Here is a 17,906-nt window from a genome sequence, read left to right as displayed (position 1 = left end):
TTCCTCCGGGCTTTCGTTCTGTGTTGTTCTGTTCTTGCGTTTCCGACTCTATCAGACTCTCTCGGGCCCGATTTCCTCGGCGCTTTCCAGGTCCTGCGCTTTCGCACTTTCCCTTTCCGGCGATTCCGACTCTATCAGCGCTTTTCCGTCCCCCCGACCACGATCCGTTGCACCGAAATGGGCACGCGGAGGTTGAGGGAGTTTGGATCTTTACTGCTGGAGGAGGAATCCCGTCCATCGGACGTTCGCGAGATGTTCACACGACACGTCCCGGCGGGAGTCACGACAGTACAGGGCCGTCCGTGTCCAGGCAAATCGTTTCACGCGTATGGTCTAGTCCACCGGTCTAGTCCACTAGTCTCCGTGCCAAAGGTCGTCCGAGTCAGGACCAACATCGGGCGAACCGGTACAGCCCTTGACATATCCTTCTGAAGAGTATGCCGTTCGCGACAGGTAGTGACGGCGACACGATGAAGCCCCACCCCTGGGAGGCCCCCATGACCAGCGTGACGTCCCCACTTGCCGGGACCGCCATCGGACTCGCGGCAGTGCCCGACCCGGTGTTCTCCGGCGCGATGGTGGGACCGGGCACGGCCATTGATCCCGTGCGCGAGCCCTCGGAGGCGGTGTCCCCCGTAGATGGTGTGGTCGTCTCCCTGCACCCGCACGCGTACGTGGTCGTCGACGGTGAGGGGCACGGTGTGCTCACCCACCTCGGCATCGACACCGTCCAGCTCAACGGCGAGGGCTTCGAGCTGCTCGTGAACAAGGGCGACACCGTGACGCGCGGCCAGGGCGTCATCCGTTGGAACCCGGCCGCGGTCGAGGCCGCCGGCAAGTCGCCGATCTGTCCCGTCGTGGCGCTGGAGGCGACGGCCGACTCGCTGTCCGACGTCGTCGAGTCCGGCGACGTGAAGGCTGACGACGCGCTCTTCAGCTGGCGGTAAGCGTCCCCTGCACGGCGGGTCGGACATCCATCGCGGCGGCTGGGGCCGCCGCTCAATCGGAGACGGTGAAATGGAGACAACGCTGCGAGGCGTCGGCGTGAGCCACGGTGTGGCGATCGGCGAGGTGCGGCACATGGGTACGGCGGTCCTCGAACCGCCGGCCAGGCAGATCACCGCGGATGAGGCGGAGCGCGAACAGGGGCGCGCCCGTCAGGCCGTGGAGGCTGTTTCGGCGGACCTGATCGCACGCGGTCAGTTGGCCGGTGGCGAGGCCCAGCACGTGCTCGAGGCCCAGGCGATGATCGCCACGGACCCCGAGCTGATGGCGGACGTGGACCGGCGGATCGCCGTCGGCAGCACCGCCGAGCGCGGCATCTACGACGCGTTCGCCGCCTACCGCGTCCTGCTCGCCGGCGCCGGCGAGTACATGGCGGGCCGGGTGGCCGACCTGGACGACGTGCGCAACCGGATCGTCGCGCGCCTGCTGGGCGTGCCGATGCCGGGCGTCCCGGACAGCGACGAGCCGTACGTGCTGATCGCCCGGGACCTGGCGCCCGCCGACACCGCGCTGCTCGACCCGGCGCTGGTCCTCGGCTTCGTGACCGAGGAGGGCGGGCCGACCAGCCACAGCGCGATCCTCGCGCGGGCGCTGGGGGTGCCTGCCATCGTGGCGCTGCCGGGTGCCGGTGAGATCGCCGAGGGCACCCTCATCGCCGTGGACGGCAGCACCGGTGACCTGTTCGTGGACCCGAGTGCGGAGAAGCGGGCCGAGTTGGAGGCTTCGGCCGCCGAACGCAGGGCCGCTCTGGCCGCCTCGTCCGGTCCGGGCGCGACCTCCGACGGGCACAAGGTGCCGCTGCTCGCCAACGTCGGCGGTCCGGCCGACGTGCCGGCGGCGGTGGAGGCCGGGGCCGAGGGTGTGGGTCTGTTCCGCACCGAGTTCCTGTTCCTGGACGACAGCAAGAAGGCGCCGTCCGAGGACAAGCAGGTCGAGTCGTACCGCAAGGTGCTCGCAGCCTTCCCGGAGGGTCGGGTCGTCGTGCGCGTCCTGGACGCCGGCGCCGACAAGCCGCTGGACTTCCTGACGCCGGCCGACGAGCCGAACCCGGCGCTCGGCGTGCGCGGGCTCCGGGCGCTGCTGGACCACCCGGACGTGCTGCGTACGCAGCTCACCGCGCTGGCCAAGGCCGCCGAGGGGCTGCCGGTCTACCTTGAGGTCATGGCCCCGATGGTGGCCGACCGGACCGACGCCAAGGCGTTCGCGGACGCGTGCCGCGAGGCCGGTCTGCGGGCGAAGTTCGGTGCGATGGTGGAGATCCCCTCCGCCGCGCTCCGGGCGCGTTCGATCCTGCAGGAGGTCGAGTTCCTGTCGCTGGGCACGAACGACCTCGCGCAGTACGCCTTCGCCGCCGACCGTCAGGTCGGCGCCGTCTCGCGGTTGCAGGACCCCTGGCAGCCCGCGCTGCTCGACCTGATCGCGATGTCCGCGGACGCCGCGAAGGCCGAGGGCAAGAGCTGTGGTGTCTGTGGCGAGGCGGCGGCCGACCCGCTGCTGGCCTGTGTGCTGACCGGTCTGGGTGTCACCTCCCTGTCGATGGGTGCCGCGTCCATTCCTTACGTCCGCGCGACGCTGGCCAAGTACACGCTCGCGCAGTGCGAGCGTGCCGCTGCCGCGGCGCGTGCGTCGGACACCGCCGAGGAGGCCCGGGTGGCCGCCCAGGCGGTGCTGTCCGGGGAATAGCCGGACGGTTCGATCGCAATCGCATCGCAGTCGAGGGGCCTTCGCCGGTGGCGGGGGCCCCTCGGCCGTTTCAGTGGTGGGGGCCCGGGACGTCGGCCTCGTATCCCGGGCAGTACTCGACTCCCGGTTCGGGGGCCACGGGTTCGCCCGTGTCGGCGTCCGTGCAGTAGGCGTCGAAGACGGCGGCGGCGGTGAGGGCGACCAGTCGGCCCCGGTCGAGTCGCCAGCCGTGGACCCGGTCGCGGAAGCCGTCGGTGGTGCTGCGGAGCACCAGTCCCCCGGGGCCGCCGAGGGCGAGGCCGGCGGCGAGCACCGTCACGAAGTCCAGGCTGTCGCGGGGTGGTGTCCGGGGCCGGCCGGGCGGGTCTTCGGTGATCTCCGCGTGCAGGACGACGACGAGTTGTTCCTGTGCGGTGGGGACGCTGCAGACGAGGTGGTGCCGGCCCGGCCCGGCTCCGGCGAGGAGGCGGTCGAGGATGCCGGCGGCCCGTTCGAAGGAGGCCTGTCCGATGTCCTGGCCGCAGTCGGCGCAGGTGCCGACGCCGGTGAGCAGCATGGTGGCGCACTCCCAGGTCGCCTGTCGGACCGCTTCGTCCACGAGGAGCGGTACGAGTTCCTCGATGGGTTGGCCGGTGTACGGCAGGGCCGGTCCGCCGCCGGCGAGTTCGGCGGTGAAGCGCGTACGGGTCCGGGGGGTGTCGGGGTCGAGGTCGTGTTCCGCGCAGTAGTCGGCGTACTCCTCGGGGTCGAAGAGGGCGACGGTGGTGTGGATGCCCTGGGCGGCGAGGGACTTCAGGAGGGCGTCGACCTGGCGGAGGTAGTCGCCGTAGTCGTCGTGGTGGTCGAAGCCGAAGCTGCGGTAGTCCCGCATGGCCGCGAAGTCCCCGGCGTCGGCGAGGAGGCCGACGGTGCTGGGGACTTCGCGGCGCAGGCTGCGGCGCCGGGAGGTCCGTTTGCGGGGCGCGGTGCCCGCGGTGGTGGCCGGTGGAGGGGTGTGGTGCGTGCCTGACATGGTTTCCCCCTGAGTGTCGTGACGACTTGCTCACTCAGAGTAATCAGGGGCACTGACATCGGGCCTGGGCTCAGCCCCGGGTGCGGGCGAGTTCCTCGTAGAAGGCGAGGAGCTCCGGGCGGTCCACGGAGCCCGGGTTGACGGCCTTGGCCAGGGGGGTGCCCTGGAGGAGGCGCTTGACGGGCACCTCGATGCGCTTGCCGGTCAGGGTGTGGGGGACGGCCGGGATCTCGATGACCTCGTCGGGGACGTGGCGCGGGGAGAGTTGCTCGCGGATGGTCCTGGCGATCTTCTTGCGCAGGGCCTCGTCGAGGGTGGCGCCGGGGGCGAGGTGGACGAAGAGCGGCATCCAGTAGCCGCCGTTCGGCTCTTCGAGGCCGATGACCAGGGATTCCTTGATCTCGGGGAGGCGTTCGACGACTTCGTAGATGTCGGCGGAGCCCATCCGGACGCCCTGCCGGTTCAGGGTGGAGTCGGAGCGGCCGTGGATGACGACGGATCCGTGGTCGGTGAGGGTGATCCAGTCCCCGTGGCGCCAGACTCCGGGGAACATCTCGAAGTAGCTGTCGCGGTAGCGGCTGCCGTCGGCGTCGTTCCAGAAGTGGATCGGCATGGAGGGCATGGGGGCCGCGACGACGAGCTCGCCGACCTCGCCGGTGACGGGCTTGCCGGACGGGTCCCAGGCCTGGAGGTCGGTGCCCAGGCAGGCGGCCTGGAGTTCGCCGATGTGGACGGGGAGGGTGGGGACGGCGCCCGCGAAGCAGCTGCAGACGTCGGTTCCGCCGCTGACGGAGGCGATCCACAGGTCGTCGGCGACCTCGTCGTGGAGCCAGCGGAAGCCGTCGGGCGGCAGCGGGGAGCCGGTGGTGGCGACGCACTTGACGGTGGAGAGGTCGAAGTCGCGGGCGGGGTGCACCTCGGCCTTCTTGCAGGCCATGACGTAGGCGGCGGAGGTGCCGTACAGGGTGGCGCGGGTGCGTTCGGCGATGCGCCACTGGGCGCCGGTGTCGGGGTAGCCGGGGCTGCCGTCGTAGAGGACGACGGTGGTGCCGGTCAGCAGGCCGGAGACGAGGAAGTTCCACATCATCCAGCCGGTGGAGGTGTACCAGAAGAACCGGTCGCCGGGGCCGAGGTCGCAGTGCAGGCCGAGCTGCTTGAGGTGTTCGAGGAGGATGCCGCCCTGGGACTGGACGATGGCCTTGGGGGCGCCCGTCGTGCCGGAGGAGTAGAGGATCCACAGCGGGTGCTCGAAGGGCACCGGTTCGAAGACGGGCTCGGTGTCGCCCGAGGTGAGGTCCGCCCAGGGGAGGGTGGATTCGGGAGCGGGCGTGCCGAGGAGGGGGATGTGGACCACGGCGCGCAGGGAGGGGAGCTCGGCGCGCAGTTCGGCGACGGTGTCGCGGCGGTCGTGCTGCTTGCCGCCGTAGCGGTAGCCGTCGACGGTGAAGAGGACGACGGGTTCGACCTGCTGGAAGCGGTCGAGGACGCTGCGGGCGCCGAAGTCGGGGGCGCAGGAGGTCCAGACCCCGCCGACCGCGGCGGTGGCGAGGAAGGCGACGACCGCTTCCGGGATGTTGGGGAGGTAGCCGCTGACGCGGTCGCCGGGGCGGACGCCGAGGGCGCGCAGTTCGGCGGCGAGCGATCCGACCTGGCGGCGGAGCTCGGCCCAGGTGAGGGGGGTCGGCTCGTGGGTCTCGTCCACGGAGAGCAGGGCGGGTTCCGCGGCGCGGGCGGGGTCCTCGGCGGCGCGCAGGGCGTGCTCGGCGTAGTTGAGGGTGGAGCCGGTGAACCACCGGGCGCCGGGCATGGAGCGGTCGGCGAGGACCTGCTCGTAAGGGGTGGTGAACCGTACGTCGAACCATTCGGCGACGGCCTGCCAGAACACGTCCAGCTCGTCGACGGACCAGCGGTGCAGGGCGGGGTAGCCGCCGTCGGCGGGGGCGTCGAACCGTTCGGCCGCCCAGGCCTGGAAGGCGGTGATCCGGGCCGCTGCGATCCGGTCGGGGGCCGGGGACCAGAGGGGTTCCGGCGGGGTGGCTGAGGTCATGGGTCGGCTCCCGGTCAAGTCTGCGGCTCGCGCTTCGTGTGCGTACGGTGCCACCGCGGCGTGGGTGTTCGCGCGACGGCTCACTGGGACGATGCCATGTGATCGACATACGCACCAGAGGTGTCCCGTGCGGTCGGGCCCGGTCCCGTCGCGGGTGAACGGCAGCTGAACGCCGCCCGCTCGGACCGGGGCCGGTGGCAGGGTGATCCGCATGGACGGTAGTGATCTGGTACGTGCGGTGAAAGAGATCGGTACGGCGCGCGGGCGGCGCGCCTGGCGCGCGGCCCTGCGCCGCCGCCGGGCCGACGCGGTGGCCCTGCCGCGACGGGGTGCGGAGCGGGCGCGGGTGCCGGGGCTGCTGGAGGGGACGCGGGCGTTGCCGGGCGGCGGCGTACTGCGGTTCGCGCGCTCCGAGCTGCTGGTACGGGTGACCGTGGGCGGGGCGGTGTTCTGGGGCTGGGACGGGGCGGAGCCGGGGCCGTCGTACGCGGTGGTGGGCGGCGGGCCGGAGCCCGATCCCCGGGCGGTGCTGGAGCCGGACACCGGGGGCGGTTGGCGGGTGGTGTCGGAGCGGGTGATGGTGGCGGTGTCCCGGCACGGGGCGGTGGAGGTGCGGACGCCGGGCGGGGCGATGTTGCGGCGGGAGTTGCCGCCGCGCTGGTGGGATCCGGTGGGAGCCGGGGCGTCAGGGGCGGACGGGTGCGACGGCGAGGGGGTGGGCGGGCGGCCCCCGGACGGGGCGGCGGCGCAGGGCCCGCGCCGACTCCAGCGGTCGGAGGTGCCGGCCGATGCCCGGTTCTTCGGGCTGGGCGGGCGGGCGTCGGGGCCCCGGCTGCGCGACGGGACGTACCGGTTGTGGAACACGGATCCGGGGGGCGCCTTCGGGCCGGGCGACGATCCGCTGTACGTCACGATGCCCGTCCAGGTGGTGGTCGCGGACGTGGGCACGCACTTGGCGTTCTACGACAACTCGTGGGACGGGCGGATGGTGTTGCGGGAGGGTGAGGAGGGGGCCGGGTCGGGCGTGGACCGGGTCGGGACGAGCGAGCTGCGGCTGGAGGGCGGGCCGGCCCGCTGCTGGGTGCTGACGGGGACCCCGGCGCGGGTGCTCCAGGGGTGGTCGGGGCTGACGGGCGCGCCGGCGGTGCCGCCCGAGTGGGCGCTGGGGTACCAGCACGCGCGCTGGGGGTTCGGGAGCGCGGCCGAGGTGCGGCGGGTGGTGGCGGGGTACCGGGAGCGGGGGCTGCCGCTGGCGGCCGTACACCTGGACATCGACCACCACGACGCGCACCGGGTGTTCACGGTGGACCGCGAGGCGTTCCCCGATCTGCCGGGGCTGGCGCGGGAGTTGGCGGGGCAGGGGGTGCGGCTGGTGTCGATCGTGGATCCGGCGGTGAAGGCGGGCGATCCGCTGCACGCGTCGGGTCGGGCGGTGGGCGCGCGGGGCGCGTTCGTGCGGGACGCGCGGGGTGAGGAGGTTCGGGGCGAGGTGTGGCCGGGTGAGTGCGCGTACCCGGACTTCACGGATCCGGCGGTGCGGCAGTGGTGGGGCGACCTGTACGGGGAACGGCTCGCGCAGGGGTTCTCGGGTTTCTGGCACGACATGAACGAGCCGGTCTCCTTCGCGCCGTGGGGGGATCCGACGTTGCCGCGGTCGGCCCGGCACGTGATGGACGGGGCGGGCGGGGACCACCGGTCCGGGCACAACGTGTACGCGCTGGGGATGGCGCGGGCAGGGTGGGAGGGGTTGACGCGGCTGCGGCCGGACGAGCGGCCGTTCCTGTTCTCCCGGTCGGGGTGGGCGGGGATGCAGCGCTACGGGGGCTCGTGGTCCGGGGACGTGGAGAGCAGCTGGGAGGGACTGCGGGCGTCGCTGGCGCTGGTGTTGGGCCTCGGGCTGTGCGGGGTGCCGTACTCGGGGCCGGACGTCGGGGGCTTCGGGGGTTCGCCGTCGCCGGAGCTGTACCTGCGGTGGTTCCAGTTGGGGGCCTATCTGCCGTTGTTCCGTACGCATTCGGCGCTCTCGGCGGGGCGGCGGGAGCCGTGGGAGTTCGGGCCGGAGGTGGCGGAACGGGCCGCGGAGGTGTTGGCGGAGCGGGAGCGGCTGCGGCCGTACTTCGTGACGCTGGCGCATCTGGCACGGCGGACGGGGGCTCCGTACGTGCGGCCGCTGTGGTGGGGCAATCCGGAGGACCGGGTGCTGCGGGACTGCGAGGACGCGTTCCTGTTGGGTGACGCGCTGCTGTGTGCGCCGGTGTTGGAGTGCGGGGCGGACCGGCGGGCGGTGCGGCTGCCGCGGGGGCGCTGGTACGACACGGTGACGGGGGCGGCGTACGAGGGACCGGGGCAGGTGCTGCTGGATGCTCCGCGGGGCCGGGTGCCGGTGTTGGCGCGGGCGGGGTCGGTCCTGCCGGTACGGGGCGCGGAGGGGTCGGTGGTCCTGGAGGCGTGGGCTCCGGCGCGGGGGCGGACGGGGGGCGGGGTGGTGATCCGGGACGCGGGGTCGGGGTTCGCGCCGGGCACGGTGGAGCGGTACGTGGTGCGGTGGGTCGGCGAGTCGGTGGTGGTGGAGGACGAGACGGGCGAGCCCGTGCGGGGTGTGACGGTACGCGGCCTGTGAACTCCGAGGGGGGACGGTGGGGTTCGGGGCTGCGGCGGGGGTGTGGTGCGGCTGGAGGGGGGCGGGCCCGGGTGGTTGGGACCGGGGTCGGACCGTGGACCGGACGGGGTACGGGGCAGGGGCGGGGAGGAGGCCGGTGATGGTCGGGGCGAGCCCGGTGAGGGCGGTGTGGCGGGTGGGGCGATGGTGGCCGGGGGTGCGGTGGCGGCGGGAACGGTGGTCGGGGTGGGGATGTCGGCGACTGTCCTGGCGGAGCTGCGGCGTCAGGGGGTGGAGCGCCGACACGGGCAGGTGCGCGGTCGGGAGCTGCGGGCCCGCTTCGCTCTGGCCCGGGCTCCTGCCGGGAGTCGGGGTCGGGCGTTCGGAAGGGATCGGGTCGGGCCGTCTCCGAGATGCCCGCTCCCCCACCCGGGGCGGGCGGGGCAGCTGGGTCCGGCGCGATCGGGACCCCACCTGAGGGGGTACGTGGCCGGCCCGGACGGGGCGAGGGGCCGGGGCCCGACCCGGTCAGGTGTAGCGGCCCGCGAACCAGGCGGCCGCCGCCCGGGTGTGGAGGGGGAACGCCAGTTCCGAGGGGGTGTGCAGGACGTGCCAGCCGGTCGTCTCGTCGGTCGGGACGGACGGCGGCAGAGCGGCGAGGGGGCGCGGCGGCAGCAGGCCGAACACCAGCAGGTGGCCGCGCGGGGAGGTCATCACGTCGGCGAGCGCGACATCGGAGGCCGGGGCCTCGATGCCGGTCTCCTCGCGGAGTTCGCGGGCGACGGCCTCGCGCCAGTCCTCGCCGAAGTCGATGAAACCGCCGGGCAGGGCGACGCCGCCGAGGGACGGTTCGATGGTGCGGGTGATGACCACGAGGCCGGTGCCGGAGGCGTCCTCGACGGGGAGGAGGACGACGGCCACCGGAAGCGGGTTGCGGTAGGCGGTCGTTTCGCAGCCGGCACAGGTGCGGGGCCAGTCGGACGTGTCGAACGGGGCTCCGCAGGTGGAGCAGTGCGAGTCCCTCAGGTGTGCCGGCATGCGGCGATGGTATGCCAAGGGGCATGAGGATGAGGGTGGTTGTCGCGGTGCGGGTGGTGGCGGCGGTATGGGTGGCACAGGCGCTGCTCGGGCTACCGACACACGCCGCGGGCACGGCGAGTACGGCGGACACGGCGCACGCCGCGGGAGCGGCGGCCGCCGCCCGGACGTGGAGCGCGACGGAAGGGGTGGCGGCGGCATCCGGGACGCCGAGGGCGCAGGACACGGCACGCGCGCCGCGCAACACGGCCGCCGTGGGCGAACCCGTCACGACAGGGGCGGCCCCTGGAACGCCGAGCACGGCGACAGCCCCGACGGGCACGGCGGGCGCCGCGGGCACGGCAGGCGCCCCCGGCCCGGCGGCCGGCCCGCGCCCGCGGTTCGTCGCGTTGCGGGAGGTCGATCCGAGTGTCGTCGAGGACATCCGGTACGCCGGGTCGCTGAACTTCACCGGAGCGGTGGTCGACGGGTACGAGGAGCCCGTGTGCCTCCTGGCGCGGCCGGTCGCTGAGGCGTTGCGGCGGGCGCAGCGGGAGGTGCTGCGGGCGGGGTACTCGCTGAAGGTGTACGACTGCTACCGGCCGCAGCGGGCGGTGGACCGGTTCGTGCGCTGGGCCGGGGACGCGGCGGACCAGTCGACGAAGGCCGAGTTCTATCCCGAGGTCGACAAGGCGCGGCTGATCCCCGAGGGGTACATCGCCGCGCGGTCGGGCCACAGTCGCGGGAGCACGGTCGACGTGACGCTGGTGCGGTTGCCCGCCCGGCGGGAGGTGGACATGGGGACCGCGTTCGACTTCTTCGGCTCCCTGTCGCACACCGACGATCCCCGGGTGTCCGGGGCCGTGCGGGAGAACCGGCAGGTGCTGAAGCGGGTGTTGGGGGCGCAGGGGTTCGTGAACCTGCCCGTGGAGTGGTGGCACTTCACGTACCGGCCCGAGGCGTATCCGGATGCGTATTTCGACGTCCCGGTCGCTGTCGCCTCCGTCCGCCCGTGAGTACCGTGCCCGCATGACCCTCAGCTCGTACGAGGAATTCTGGCCGTACTACGTCGCGATGCACTCCCGGGCCGCCACCCGCTGGATCCATCTCACCGGCACGCTCACCGGCCTCGCGCTGAGCGCCTACGGGGTGGCGCGGGGCAGGAAGCGTTACCTCGCCGCGCTGCCGCTGATCGGGTACGGGACCGCCTGGCCGGCGCACTTCCTGATCGAGGGGAACAACCCGGCCACCTTCGGCAATCCGGCCTGGTCGTTGCGCGGGGACGCGCGGATGATCCGGATGATGCTGGCCGGGCGGGACGCCGAGTTGGGCGAGATCGCCCGCAAGTGGCTCGCCGAGAACCCGTGTCAGGAGGCCTCACCCGTGACAGACTTCTGACGACCCGTCAGAAGTTGTATCTGGGAGGGGCCTTGGCACGCACACGCACACCCGTCGTGGACGGGTGGTTCACCGAGGACGGTCCGGACGGCGGCTTCCGCCTGCTCGGCACCCGCTGCGCGGCCTGCGCCGCGGTGTTCTTCCCGCGCGAGGACGCGTACTGCCGCAATCCGCACTGCGCGGGGGGCGGCGCGCTCGTCGAGGTGCCGCTGTCCCCCCGGGGCCGGGTCTGGTCCTGCACCGACGGGCGCTACCGGCCGCCCGCGCCGTACGTGTCCGACCCCGAGGTGCCCTGGGAGCCGTACACGCTCGTCGCGGTGGAGCTGGAGGCCGAGGGGATGGTCGTGCTGGGGCAGGCGGTGCCCGGGGTGGGCGTCGCCGATCTGGCGGTCGGGACGGAGGTCGAGGTGGTGGCCGGCGTGCTGAACGAGGACGCCGGAACCGTCTGGACCACCTGGCGGTTCCGGCCGGTGGGAGCGGCCTCGTGAGCGCCGACGTCGCCGTCCTCGGGGCCGGGATGCACCCGTGGGGCAAATGGGGTCGCGGCTTCGTCGAGTACGGGCGGGCGGCCGCCCTCGCCGCGCTCGCCGACGCGGGCCTGGAGTGGACGGACGTGCAGTCGATCGTCGGCGCCGACACCGTCCGCTCGGGCTACCCGGGCTACGTCGCCGGCGCCACCTTCGCCCGGGCCCTCGGCTGGCAGGGCGCCCGGGTGACGAGCGTGTACGCGGCCTGCGCCTCCGGGGCACAGGCGATCGGCGCGGCCCGGGCGCAGATCCTGGCGGGGCTGGCCGACGTGGTGCTGGTGGTGGGCGCCGACGCCGCGCCCAAGGGGTTCTTCGCCCCGGCGGGCGGCGAACGGCCCGACGATCCGGACTGGCTCCGGTTCCGGCTGCTGGGTGCCACGAACCCGGCGTACTTCGCGCTGTACGCCCGCCGCCGGATGGCCCTGTACGGGGACACCGGCGAGGACTTCGCGCTGGTCAAGGTGAAGAACGCGGCGGCGGGCGCGCTCAACCCGAACGCCCGCTACCGCAAGCCGGTGAGCGCCGAGGAGGTGGCCGCCTCGGTGGTGGTGGCCGATCCGCTGCGGCTGCTCGACATCTGCGCGACCTCGGACGGGGGCGCGGCCCTGGTGCTGAGCAGCATGGAGTTCGCCCGGGCGCGCGGGGCCGCGGACCCGGTGCGGATCCGGGCGGTGTCGACGGTGACGCCCACGTACCCGCGTACGGTGCTGGACCTGCCGGACATCGCCACCGACTCCGCGACGGCCGGGTCACCGTCCGGGGGGTCCTTCCGGTCGTCGATCGCGCGGGCGGCGTACGAGGAGGCGGGGATCGGGCCCGACGACCTGTCGCTCGCCGAAGTGTACGACCTCTCCACGGCGCTGGAGTTGCAGTGGTACGAGGACATCGGGCTCTGCGGCGAGGGTGAGGGGGCCAAGCTCGTACGGGACGGGGCGACGGCCCTCGGCGGCCGGGTGCCGGTCAACGCGAGCGGCGGGCTGGCCTCCTTCGGGGAGGCGGTGCCGGCCCAGGCCATCGCCCAGGTGTGCGAGTTGACGTGGCAGCTGCGGGGGACGGCCGGCGCCCGCCAGGTGCCGGGGGCGCGGGTCGGGATCACCGCCAACCAAGGTCTGTTCGGCCACGGTTCGTCGGTCGTGGCCGTGCGCTGAGGCGCGCGGGGCGGGGCCGCGGGGACCGCCGGGCGCGGCGGCGCGACGGTCGGGCGGGGCGTGAACAGGGTGTGTTGCCCGAACGCTTGACGGTCCCGGACGGCGGGTTCACACTCTCCCCACGGTCCCGCGCCGCGACCGGGGCCTCCCTCGATCCCCCCATGAGAGCTGCGGTCCGTACCCCAGTCGGCGGGGGTACGGGCCGCCTCCATGTCAGGCGCCCGCGGCCGACCGGCGGGCTGCCGCCGTCAGGCCGCGCACATCATCGGGCCCCCGCCCCTCGGGCCCCCGCCGTCAGGCTGCGACGGCGTTCACGGGCCAGCGACATGGCGTGTTCCACGACTCCGACCAGGACGTCCTTGACGGACTCCCGGTCACGGGCGTCGCAGAGCAGCACCGGCACTCCCGGGTCGAGGTCGAGCGCCTCGCGGAGCGTGACCACCGGGTGGCGGGCCGCGCCGTCGAAGCAGTTGACCGCGACGACGAAGGGGATGCCGCGCCGCTCGAAGTAGTCGATCGCCGCGAAGCAGTCGGCGAGTCGACGGGTGTCGGCGAGGACCACGGCGCCGAGCGAGCCCTGCGCCAGTTCGTCCCACAGGAACCAGAAGCGGTCCTGTCCGGGCGTGCCGAAGAGGTACAGGACGAGGTCCTCGCGCAGGGTGATGCGACCGAAGTCCATGGCCACGGTCGTCGTGCTCTTGCCCTCCACCCCTTGTGTGTCGTCGATGCCGATGCCCGGCTCGGAGAGGCGTTCCTCCGTGCGCAGGGGTCGGATCTCGCTCACCGCGCCGACGAGGGTGGTCTTGCCCACCCCGAAACCGCCCGCGACCAGGATCTTCAGGGTCAGCGGCTCGACCGGCGACACGGCGTGCATCGCGCCGGTGCGGCTAGAGCGCCCGAAGGCCATTGATCACCTCACGCAGTATGGATTCGTCGGGGAGTTCGGCCGGTGGGACCGGCCGGGTCACGTGGACCAGTTCTTCGTCGACGAGGTCCCCGATCAGGACCCGGACCACGCCGATGGCGAGGTCGAGGTCCGCGGCGAGTTCCGCGACCGACTGGGGGCGTTCCCGGCACAGCCCGAGGATGTGGGCGTGTTCCGGGGACAGGGTCAGGTCCCAGACCGGATCGTCGGCCGCCGGTTCGGCGATGACGAGCGCGATCAGGTCGAGCCGGTGCCGGCCGGAGTGGCTGGTCCGGCCCCTGGTCATGGCGTACGGACGGACGACGGGACCCGCGTCGTCGTCGAACCAGTGGGGGTGCTCGGGCCGGGTCGGGGAGTCGGGGGTTCCCGGCGTGCTCAGGGCGTTGGTGGGGTGGTCCTGTCCTGATTCGCTCATCCGGTCCGACTCACCCTCCGGCTGGCAGCCCGGTGCGCGGGGCGGTCGCCAGGTGATCGCCGACGCGCTTGACCATGAGGGTCATCTCGTAGGCGACCTGGCCGACGTCGGATTCGGAGTCGGCCAGGACGGCCAGGCAGCTGCCGTCGCCGGCGGCCATGACGAACAGGAAGGCCTCGTCGAGTTCGACGACCGTCTGGCGGACCCGGCCGGAGTCGAAGTGTCGGCCGACTCCCTTGGCCAGGCTGTGGAATCCGGACGCGACGGCGGCGAGGTGCTCGCTGTCCTCCCGGGTGAGGTCCTGGGAGCTGCCCGTCGGCAGGCCGTCCCCGCAGAGGACGACGGCCTTGCGGATGCTGGCGACCTTGTCGACGAGCTCGTCGAGGAGCCAGTTGAGCGGGCCGCGGCCCCTGCTGTCGTTCCCGGTCTGCGGTGCGGTCATCGACCGTCCCCTTCGTTCTCGTGCGCGGGACCGGAGGCGGCGGGGGTGCCTGTCCCGGTCTCGGACTGCTGCTGCGCGTGCTGGTCGCGGCCCGCGGTCCAGCCCCGCTGGAGGGCGGACATGCGGGTGCGTACGTCTTCGGCGTCGCGGTCGATCACCTGGTCGGTGGTGGCTTCGACGGCGGCGGCGCCGGGGCCGTTCTTGAGCTGGGGCGCGAGGTTGGCCTGGCGGACCCGGCGGGGCAGGCCGCCGGGGCCCGCGGCGGGCTGCGTACGGCCGACCTCCGGTCCGGCGCCGACCGCGGGCTTCGCCGGTACCGCCCGGGGTTCGACGCGGCGGCCGTGCTCGGCGACCAGGGTCGGGGTGGGCCGGCGCCGGGGCAGCGGGACGGTCCCGTCGGGACGGGCCGTGTCGGGGCGGGTGCGCTCCAGCCGGACCGGGCCGGTCGAGGCGGCCGGCCCGCGGTCGGGGGCGGCGGCGCCCCGGGATGCGGTGCGGACGCCGTCGGCGGTCGGATCCGCACCCTCGCCCCGGTCGTGGTGGTGGTCGGCGCCGCGGTCGCCGATCCGGTCGCCCTTCCAGGCGGAGCCGCGCCCGGGGTGCCGGTCGCCGTGCGGGCGGTCGGCCGAGCGCAGCCCGAGCAGGGCGGTGCGGGGGATGCCGCCGGGCGGGGTCTCGTCGTCGAGGGTGGCCATGGGCGGGCGGGTGCCCGTCGCCGTGAGGGCCGCGAGGTCGTCGGCGGCGCCCGGGCCGTCGAGGGCGTCCAGACCGAGGACGCCGAGCGGGCCCTCCAGTTCGACGGGGCCGTTCAGCACGCCGGCGGGCAGCGGGCGGGGCGGGACGCCCCGGTCGACGGCCAGGGGCGCCGGGCGGCGGGGGCCCTTGCCGACGGGGCCGCCCTTGACGCCCTTGGGGGTCTTGCCGCCCAGTCCCCCGAGGCCGTTGAGGCGGATGCCGGTGCCGTTGGTGTCGGGGGCCTCGGTGAGCAGCTCGGCCGGGAGGAAGACCACCGCGGTGGTGCCTCCGTACGGGCTGGGCTGGAGGACGACCTTGACCGCGTGCCGGCGGGCCAGCCGGCTGACGACGAACAGGCCCAGGCGGTCGGTGTCGGAGAGTTCGAACTCGGGGGTCTCGGCGAGCCGGAGGTTCGCGTCGAGGAGGGCCTCGGGGTTCATGCCGAGGCCGCGGTCGTGGATCTCCAGGGTGAAGCCGTTGGCCACCCGCTCGCCGTGGACCTGGACGGCGGTGTGCGGGGGCGAGAACACGGTCGCGTTCTCCAGGAGTTCCGCGACGAGGTGGGTGACGTCGGCGACGGCCGGGCCCTCGATGCCCAGGCGCGGCAGCCGGCGCACCTCGATGCGCTCGTAGTCCTCGACCTCGGCCACGGCGGCCCGGACCACGTCCATGAGCTGCACGGGCTTGCGCCACTGGCGGGAGGGCGCGGCGCCGGAGAGGATCACCAGGCCCTCGGCGTGCCGGCGCATGCGGGTGGTCATGTGGTCGAGGCGGAACAGGTCGGCGAGTTCGTCGGTGTCCTCGGTGCGCCGTTCCATGGTGTCGAGGAGGGTCAGCTGGCGGTGCAGCAGGACCTGGTTGCGGCGGGCCAGGTTCACGAACACCTCGGAGACGCCCCGGCGCAGTTCGGCCTGCTTGACGGCGGCCTCGACGGCGGCCCGTTGGAGGGAGTTGAGGGCCAGGGCCACCTGGCCGACCTCGTCCTTCTCGAACTCCAGGCGGGGCGCCTCGGTCTCCACGTCGACGACCTCGCCGGCCGCGAGCCGGCGCATGACGCCGGGCAGCCGGACGCCGGACGCCTCGTGGGCGTCCTTGCGGAGCTGGGACAGGTCGCGGATCAGGTCGCGGCCGATGCGGACGGACAGGACGAGGGAGACGGCCAGGGCGATGAAGCCGAGGACGCCCGCGACGGCAGCCTGGACCAGGACGCCCATCGCGACGGGCTCGACGCGCTTTTGGTAGCGGTCGCCCGCGGCGGTGCCCATCGCGGCGAGGTCGTCGAGGACCTTGCCGGAGGCCTCGTCCCACTGGGCGGCGGTGACGGTGCGCGGGGGTTTGACGGCGCCCCCGGCGATGAACCGTTCCTCCACGTCACGCAGGGCCTTGCTCTCGGGTCCCTGCCAGTACTGCTCGAACAGGCCGCGGTCCTCGGCGGGCAGGATCGCCAGGTTGACCTCGTACAGCAGGGCCCGGTTCGCGGCGAAGCCGGACACCCGGCGGACGTCCTCGGCGGTGATCCGGCCGGCCGCGAGGGCGGAGGATATGACCGCGTCCTCGCGGGAGAGGGCCTCGCGGGCCCGGGTGGCGCCGACGAGGGCGCGCCCCTGCTTGTCCATCTCGACGTCGTCCAGGGCGTGGAGGTTCATCAGGAAGGCGTAGCAGGGGTCGACGAGCCGGCTGTACAGCTCCAGGGCCTGGCCCGGGTCTAGGGCGTTGCGGTCGACGGAGTTGCGCAGCGCCGAGATGCCGTGGAAGGCGTCGAGGACGGAGCGCAGTCGGCCGGCGGTGAGGGAGTTGAGTTCGTCGGTGACTTCGGGGTCGGCTGCGTTCTCGGTGAGCCGGCGGAACATCGCGTCGGTGGCGGCCCGGCTCTTGGTGAGTTCGGTGGTGGCGGCGGAGGCGCGGGGGTCGCCGATGACGACGAGGCTCTGCCGGCGCTCCTTCTGCAGGACCCGTGCGACGTCCTCGACGGGGTAGCCGACCTTCTCGATCACGTAGGCGACGTCGAGCAGTTGCACGGCCTGTCGCCCGGTGATGACCGTCGCGAAGCCCCAGAGGGCGGTCAGGGAGACGAGCGGCACCAGGAGCAACGCCACGATCTTCCGGCGGATGGATTTCCCGCGAAAGCGCATGGCCTCCCCAGCCTCCCCCAGCTCAACCCGCTTCTCGGGGGTCGGTGTTCCGTCATTTAAACGGCGTGAGCCTACTACTGACAGGGAGCGACCTCGAAGGGGTGTCCGGACGTTTTCGGCCTGACCCTCGCACTAAGATCACCAGTTGTCCCATAGTTCCGGTCAAGTCCGGCCCGATATGTGGCAGATGACACTCAGTGGGGTGTCGGTTCCCTTCACGTGACGGATGGCTGGAATTCTTCGTTCCGGGTGGGTGGGCGGCGTGGGTCGTGTCCGCGATGCGGGAATCTCCCGGCTTCCCTGTACGTCTGACATGACGTGTGGGCGCGCGCGGGGCGGGCAGGTGTGGGAGCAGGCTCTGCGGACCGCGCGGTGGGGAGTGGGCGGACCATGAGGATGTACGAGGAGAACGGCGTGGCGAGCGAGGCGCCGGGGCGCGGCCTGTGGGTGGAGGAACCCGCGCGCCGTCGCCGGATGCCGGATCCGGTGCGGGCCTCCGCGGTGCGGGCGGTGCTGATCGTGGCGGTCGTCCTGACGGAGGCCACCATCACGTTCTTCCTCACGCTGACGGGCTCGCTGCTGGCCTTCCCCATGGTGATCTGCGGGGTCGCCGGGACGGTGGTCGCCACCTGGGGGGTGCTGGACGTGTGGATCACCCGGCAGATGTGGCACCAGCGGAACGGGGTGGTGTCGCAGCCCAGCAGCGCGGCCTCCCCCGGCCGGAGCTGGAGCGAGCGCCGGGGCCCGATACCGGTCGCGCGGCCGCGGTAGGGGCGGGAGCCGGGCCCGGCGCGGCCCCGCGCCGGCGGCGGGCCGAACCG

Annotated in this window: 15 protein-coding genes; 8 read left to right on the top strand and 7 right to left on the bottom strand. The window is 73.4% G+C overall.

The features are described from left to right. The first annotated feature begins 497 nt into the window (after nucleotides 1-497). Both ACZ4XJ_RS22760 and ptsP read left to right on the top strand, forming a co-directional pair. Complete coding sequence (locus tag ACZ4XJ_RS22760; protein ID WP_362882996.1) at nucleotides 498-947, top strand: PTS sugar transporter subunit IIA; 450 nt, start codon at nucleotides 498-500, stop codon at nucleotides 945-947. A gap of 70 nt (nucleotides 948-1,017) precedes the next feature. After that, nucleotides 1,018-2,688 (top strand): phosphoenolpyruvate--protein phosphotransferase, encoded by a 1,671-nt coding sequence (gene ptsP, locus ACZ4XJ_RS22755; RefSeq protein ID WP_468497146.1) that lies wholly within the window; start codon nucleotides 1,018-1,020, stop codon nucleotides 2,686-2,688. Nucleotides 2,689-2,758: 70 nt separating this feature from the next. On the opposite strand, the gene ACZ4XJ_RS22750 is transcribed toward ptsP, so the two are convergent. Then, nucleotides 2,759-3,700, bottom strand: a complete 942-nt coding sequence (locus ACZ4XJ_RS22750; protein WP_468497145.1) for a hypothetical protein — start codon at nucleotides 3,698-3,700, stop codon at nucleotides 2,759-2,761. Nucleotides 3,701-3,770: 70 nt separating this feature from the next. Continuing rightward, on the bottom strand, nucleotides 3,771-5,747 hold the full coding sequence (locus ACZ4XJ_RS22745; RefSeq protein WP_468497144.1) for an acetoacetate--CoA ligase: 1,977 nt from the start codon (nucleotides 5,745-5,747) through the stop codon (nucleotides 3,771-3,773). Between the two features lie 211 nt (nucleotides 5,748-5,958). Between ACZ4XJ_RS22745 and ACZ4XJ_RS22740 the strand changes: the two genes are divergently transcribed. Next, nucleotides 5,959-8,367 (top strand): glycoside hydrolase family 31 protein, encoded by a 2,409-nt coding sequence (locus ACZ4XJ_RS22740; protein ID WP_468497143.1) that lies wholly within the window; start codon nucleotides 5,959-5,961, stop codon nucleotides 8,365-8,367. Between the two features lie 507 nt (nucleotides 8,368-8,874). Here ACZ4XJ_RS22740 and ACZ4XJ_RS22735 read toward each other — a convergent pair. Further along, nucleotides 8,875-9,384: an NUDIX domain-containing protein gene (locus ACZ4XJ_RS22735; RefSeq protein WP_468497142.1), complete on the bottom strand. Its 510-nt coding sequence runs from the start codon at nucleotides 9,382-9,384 to the stop codon at nucleotides 8,875-8,877. A gap of 254 nt (nucleotides 9,385-9,638) precedes the next feature. Between ACZ4XJ_RS22735 and ACZ4XJ_RS22730 the strand changes: the two genes are divergently transcribed. The 4 genes from ACZ4XJ_RS22730 to ACZ4XJ_RS22715 are packed head-to-tail and all read left to right on the top strand — an operon-like array spanning nucleotide 9,639 to nucleotide 12,436. Next, nucleotides 9,639-10,379, top strand: a complete 741-nt coding sequence (locus tag ACZ4XJ_RS22730) for a M15 family metallopeptidase (protein ID WP_468497157.1) — start codon at nucleotides 9,639-9,641, stop codon at nucleotides 10,377-10,379. A gap of 13 nt (nucleotides 10,380-10,392) precedes the next feature. Continuing rightward, nucleotides 10,393-10,761, top strand: coding sequence for an Mpo1-like protein (locus ACZ4XJ_RS22725; RefSeq protein ID WP_468497141.1), 369 nt, complete (start codon nucleotides 10,393-10,395; stop codon nucleotides 10,759-10,761). A gap of 32 nt (nucleotides 10,762-10,793) precedes the next feature. Beyond that, nucleotides 10,794-11,249 carry a Zn-ribbon domain-containing OB-fold protein gene (locus ACZ4XJ_RS22720; RefSeq protein ID WP_362882983.1) on the top strand — a complete coding sequence of 152 codons (456 nt, stop codon included), beginning with the start codon at nucleotides 10,794-10,796 and terminating at the stop codon, nucleotides 11,247-11,249. Then, entirely contained in the window at nucleotides 11,246-12,436 is a 1,191-nt protein-coding gene (locus ACZ4XJ_RS22715) for a lipid-transfer protein (protein ID WP_468497140.1), read from the top strand. Before ACZ4XJ_RS22720 ends, ACZ4XJ_RS22715 begins: the two co-directional genes overlap by 4 nt. A gap of 262 nt (nucleotides 12,437-12,698) precedes the next feature. On the opposite strand, the gene ACZ4XJ_RS22710 is transcribed toward ACZ4XJ_RS22715, so the two are convergent. From ACZ4XJ_RS22710 to ACZ4XJ_RS22695, 4 genes are read right to left on the bottom strand one after another with little or no spacing between them, the layout of a single operon-like run. After that, entirely contained in the window at nucleotides 12,699-13,343 is a 645-nt protein-coding gene (locus ACZ4XJ_RS22710) for a GTP-binding protein (RefSeq protein WP_362882979.1), read from the bottom strand. Next, on the bottom strand, nucleotides 13,324-13,776 hold the full coding sequence (locus ACZ4XJ_RS22705) for a DUF742 domain-containing protein (protein WP_383993272.1): 453 nt from the start codon (nucleotides 13,774-13,776) through the stop codon (nucleotides 13,324-13,326). The genes ACZ4XJ_RS22710 and ACZ4XJ_RS22705 overlap by 20 nt, the downstream gene beginning before the upstream one ends. Nucleotides 13,777-13,786: 10 nt before the next feature. After that, nucleotides 13,787-14,218: a roadblock/LC7 domain-containing protein gene (locus ACZ4XJ_RS22700; RefSeq protein WP_468497139.1), complete on the bottom strand. Its 432-nt coding sequence runs from the start codon at nucleotides 14,216-14,218 to the stop codon at nucleotides 13,787-13,789. Continuing rightward, on the bottom strand, nucleotides 14,215-17,085 hold the full coding sequence (locus ACZ4XJ_RS22695) for a nitrate- and nitrite sensing domain-containing protein (protein WP_362882973.1): 2,871 nt from the start codon (nucleotides 17,083-17,085) through the stop codon (nucleotides 14,215-14,217). The genes ACZ4XJ_RS22700 and ACZ4XJ_RS22695 overlap by 4 nt, the downstream gene beginning before the upstream one ends. Before the next feature lie 390 nt (nucleotides 17,086-17,475). On the opposite strand from ACZ4XJ_RS22695, the gene ACZ4XJ_RS22690 reads away from it, so the two are divergent. Then, nucleotides 17,476-17,856, top strand: a complete 381-nt coding sequence (locus tag ACZ4XJ_RS22690) for a hypothetical protein (RefSeq protein ID WP_468497138.1) — start codon at nucleotides 17,476-17,478, stop codon at nucleotides 17,854-17,856. Nucleotides 17,857-17,906: the final 50 nt, after the last annotated feature.

It is taken from the genome of Streptomyces sp. NPDC029836 (assembly GCF_055574495.1).
This window is presented reverse-complemented; position numbering and strand designations above follow the sequence as displayed.

Bases quoted from the DNA above. Each gene is read 5' to 3' on its own strand.
- ACZ4XJ_RS22760 (WP_362882996.1), top strand. From the start codon at position 498: ATGACCAGCGTGACGTCCCCACTTGCCGGGACCGCCATCGGACTCGCG.
- ptsP (WP_468497146.1), top strand. From the start codon at position 1,018: ATGGAGACAACGCTGCGAGGCGTCGGCGTGAGCCACGGTGTGGCGATC.
- ACZ4XJ_RS22750 (WP_468497145.1), bottom strand. From the start codon at position 3,700: ATGTCAGGCACGCACCACACCCCTCCACCGGCCACCACCGCGGGCACC.
- ACZ4XJ_RS22745 (WP_468497144.1), bottom strand. From the start codon at position 5,747: ATGACCTCAGCCACCCCGCCGGAACCCCTCTGGTCCCCGGCCCCCGAC.
- ACZ4XJ_RS22740 (WP_468497143.1), top strand. From the start codon at position 5,959: ATGGACGGTAGTGATCTGGTACGTGCGGTGAAAGAGATCGGTACGGCG.
- ACZ4XJ_RS22735 (WP_468497142.1), bottom strand. From the start codon at position 9,384: ATGCCGGCACACCTGAGGGACTCGCACTGCTCCACCTGCGGAGCCCCG.
- ACZ4XJ_RS22725 (WP_468497141.1), top strand. From the start codon at position 10,393: ATGACCCTCAGCTCGTACGAGGAATTCTGGCCGTACTACGTCGCGATG.
- ACZ4XJ_RS22710 (WP_362882979.1), bottom strand. From the start codon at position 13,343: ATGGCCTTCGGGCGCTCTAGCCGCACCGGCGCGATGCACGCCGTGTCG.
- ACZ4XJ_RS22705 (WP_383993272.1), bottom strand. From the start codon at position 13,776: ATGAGCGAATCAGGACAGGACCACCCCACCAACGCCCTGAGCACGCCG.
- ACZ4XJ_RS22700 (WP_468497139.1), bottom strand. From the start codon at position 14,218: ATGACCGCACCGCAGACCGGGAACGACAGCAGGGGCCGCGGCCCGCTC.
- ACZ4XJ_RS22695 (WP_362882973.1), bottom strand. From the start codon at position 17,085: ATGCGCTTTCGCGGGAAATCCATCCGCCGGAAGATCGTGGCGTTGCTC.
- ACZ4XJ_RS22690 (WP_468497138.1), top strand. From the start codon at position 17,476: ATGAGGATGTACGAGGAGAACGGCGTGGCGAGCGAGGCGCCGGGGCGC.